The organism is Bradyrhizobium huanghuaihaiense, from assembly GCF_007830635.1.
GTDB lineage: Bacteria > Pseudomonadota > Alphaproteobacteria > Rhizobiales > Xanthobacteraceae > Bradyrhizobium > Bradyrhizobium huanghuaihaiense.
The window spans coordinates 1-3,646 of sequence record NZ_VLLA01000085.1 but is presented as its reverse complement, the minus strand read 5'-3'; the positions used below and the strand labels follow the sequence as shown (position 1 = coordinate 3,646).

Below are 3,646 nucleotides of genomic sequence, written 5' to 3'. Positions count from 1 at the left end.
TGGCTGAGATATCTCTTGTGCCTGTTCCTGGCCCAGCTATGGCGCACGCTCGCCCGGCCAGCCTCGATCAATCCGGCTTCTTAACGGACGACTAAAAATTTGTGTTTAGCAACTCCGCAAGTCTTGCGACGGTGATCAGCGGCGAACTCGATAAACCTTGGTATAGTGCTTTGCAGCCGATGCTATATCACTCACTTACCTTTGTAGAGTTGAGTACCGGTCAGGTCGTTTGTAATTCCGATGTCGAAGTGCGAAGCCTGAACTAATGCCCGGCTAGAAGTCGTTGCGTTCTAATCAACTATTCTTGTCGGGCCTTTCGCCGATAAACGCAAAAAGGGCACGAGCTCTACAGCGGGGGCTCTAGCACAGTCGCCGCATTGCTGACCATTGCCTTAAAGTTGGTGGCAGATTTACATCCCAATCCCGAATACGAGTTGACATGACATTTACCGCGCTTTTCATCAAACGTCCGGTATTGTCAATCGTCGTGAGTTTCCTGATCTTGCTGATCGGCTTGCGCGCCGCGGTCCTACTGCCGATCCGGCAATATCCGAAGCTAACCAATACGGTCATCAATATCACGACTGCCTATCCTGGCGCCTCGGCCGACATGATCCAGGGGTTCATCACCACTCCCCTGGAGCAAGCAGTCGCGTCCGCCGAAGGCGTCGACTACATCAGTTCCTCGTCTATGCTTGGTGTCTCGACTATTCTAGTTTACATCAAGCTGAACTTCAATCCAAACGAAGCGCTCACGGAGGTGCTCTCCAAGGTCAACTCAGTCAAATACCTGATCCCGAAGGAATCAAACGATCCAGTCGTCACGAAGTCGAGCGGTCAGACGAATGCTGTCATGTATATCGCTTTCTCCAGCGATGAGCTAGCGGCCAGTGCGATCACCGACTACCTCGCGCGCGTCGTGCAACCGGTTATCTCAACCGTCGACGGCGTTTCAGCGGCTGACATCCTAGGCGGCCAGAGTTTTGCGATGCGGCTATGGCTAGACCCTGCGAAAATGGCTGGGCATGGCATATCGCCGGCTGAAGTTTCGGCTGCAATCGCAGCTAACAACTTCCAGGCTGCGGCAGGCCAGACCAAGGGCTATTTCACTATCTCCGATGTCACAGCAAATACGGATTTGCGGAGTGTTGACGATTTCAAGCGTATGATTGTCAAGGCGAATGACGGTGGCTTTGTGCGCATGGAAGACATTGCGGTAGTCGAACTTGCCGCGCAGATGACGGACACTACCGTCACGATGAACGGCGACCACGCGGTCTTTGTCGGCGTGCAAGCGAGCCCGGAAGGCAATCCGCTAAACATAGTGCGAGGCGTTCGGGCGCTGTTTCCTGAAATGGAGCGTAACCTGCCGCCGCCGCTGAAGATGAAAGTGGCCTACGACTCATCCAAGTTTATTCAATCATCGATCGACGAAGTGAAGAAGACGCTCATTGAGGCCGTCGTGGTTGTGGTCGTCGTGATCTTTCTTTTCCTGGCCTCGCTGCGGTCCGTCATCATTCCTGTGGTTACTATTCCGTTGTCTCTCGTTGGTGTCTGCAGCATGATGCTGGCGCTGGGGTTCTCATTCAACCTCCTGACGCTCCTTGCGATGGTTCTCGCGATCGGCCTCGTGGTCGACGACGCAATCGTGGTGGTGGAGAATATTCATCGCCATTTAGAAGAAGGAGCGGCTCCGCTACAGGCTGCTACAAGGGGCGCGCGCGAGATCGTCGGTCCGGTTATCTCCATGACGATTACCTTGGCTGCGGTATATGCCCCGATCGGATTCCTTGGCGGCCTCACCGGTGGCCTGTTCCGCGAATTCGCGTTCACGCTGGCAGGAGCGGTGATCGTGTCCGGTGTGGTCGCTTTGACGCTGTCGCCCATGATGTGCTCTCTCTTCCTGAGGCGCGCCAAGGGGGGACGATTTGCAAGGCTTGTGAACCGCGGGTTCAGTGCCGTAACACGATGGTACGGCCGCAAGCTCGACCGTTCGCTCGACTATCGCCCAATTACCGGCCTATTTGCGCTGACCATGTTGGGACTTGTCGGCTTTCTCTATATGCATATTTCCAAGGAACTAGCGCCGGAGGAGGATCAAGGTATCATATTCGCGCTAACTAAGGCGCCGAAATACGCCAATATCGACTACCTCGACTATTATGGCACCAAGCTTGAAAGCGCGTTGAAAAAAGTTCCAGAGACTGACTTGAGCTTCGTGTTCAATGGCATTGGCGGCCAGCAGAGTGGCATGGCCGGCATGTTGCTCAAGCCTTGGGACGAACGCAAGCGATCATCGATTGTACTAAAGTCGCTTGTTCAGGCCGAGCTATCCAAAATCGAAGGCATCAACGCGTTTGCCTTTAGCTTGCCTCCGCTGCCGGGCGGTTCTGGTGGCCTACCAGTCCAGATGGTGATCAATTCGACTCTTGGCTTTCAATCCATCCACGAGCAGATGTCAAAGTTGAAGGATGCCGCGCAGAAGAGCGGCCTCTTCATGGTGAGCGACTCCGACCTCGAGTTCAACCAGCCGGTGGTACGAATCAAGGTTGATCGATCGAAGGCTAACGAGCTTGGCATCACCATGCAGATCGTCGGTAACGCGCTCGCCACCTTACTTGGGGGAAATTACGTCAACCGCTTCAATCTGCAGGGCCGCTCCTACGAGGTGATCCCGCAGGTGCCGCGAGAGGAACGGCTAGTGCCGCAATCAATCGGAAGCTATTATGTGAAGACTGCGACGGGATCGATGCTTCCGCTGTCTACCGTAGTCTCCACCGAGACTGCGACCGATCCGAATGCGCTCACCCACTACAACCAGCTCAACTGCGCGACCTTTCAGGCCGTGCCGATGCCCGGCGTCACGATCGAACAGGCCGTGGATTTCCTAGAAGCCGAGGCGAAGAAACTGCCCCCGGGCTTCAGTTACGACTTCCTGGCCGACGCCCGCCAGTACGTGCACGAGGGTAATCAATTGGCGATTACCTTCGCATTTGCCCTCATCATCATATTCTTAGTGCTTTCGGCGCAGTTCGAAAGTCTGCGCGATCCGCTCATCATCATGATCAGCGTGCCGATGGCAATGGTCGGCGCCTTGATTCCGCCGTTCCTCGGCTGGGCGACCATGAACATCTACACCCAGGTTGGACTGTTGACACTGGTCGGGTTGATTTCAAAGCACGGCATCCTAATGGTTGAGTTCGCCAATGAGCTGCAGTTCAAGGAGAGATTTGACCGTCGCTCGGCTATAGAGATGGCGGCGCGTGTCCGACTGCGCCCAATCTTGATGACCACGGCGGCAATGGTCACGGGCTTCATACCCTTGTTGACGGCAACCGGAGCTGGCGCCGCGAGCCGGTTCTCGATCGGACTCGTTCTCGCCGCTGGCATGTCTGCGGGCACGCTGATCACGCTATTCGTGCTCCCGGCGGTCTATGTCGCGATCGCGTCCGATCACCGTGGTAATGGGGGTGTCGTCCGCGCGAACCTCGCCGAGCGCGACTTCACCAGCGCTGCTGATGCCGAGGTAACAAAGCATGACCATCAAATCATCTAGTACCCACTTTTCTTGGAACGTGAGTCGTGATTCAAGGTCGGGATGATACCCGAAGCAAGAGAAGTCCACCTTTCGAGGAAAGATCGCAAG

The 3,646-nt window shown here is 55.5% G+C and carries 1 protein-coding gene; it reads left to right on the top strand.

The window, feature by feature from the left end; translation table 11 throughout:
• Window positions 1-439 precede the first annotated feature (439 nt).
• Window positions 440-3,556 carry an efflux RND transporter permease subunit gene (locus tag IQ16_RS44795; protein WP_011084444.1) on the top strand — a complete coding sequence of 1,039 codons (3,117 nt, stop codon included), beginning with the start codon at window positions 440-442 and terminating at the stop codon, window positions 3,554-3,556.
• Window positions 3,557-3,646 lie beyond the last annotated feature (90 nt).

Bases quoted from the DNA above. Each gene is read 5' to 3' on its own strand.
- IQ16_RS44795 (WP_011084444.1), top strand. From the start codon at position 440: ATGACATTTACCGCGCTTTTCATCAAACGTCCGGTATTGTCAATCGTC.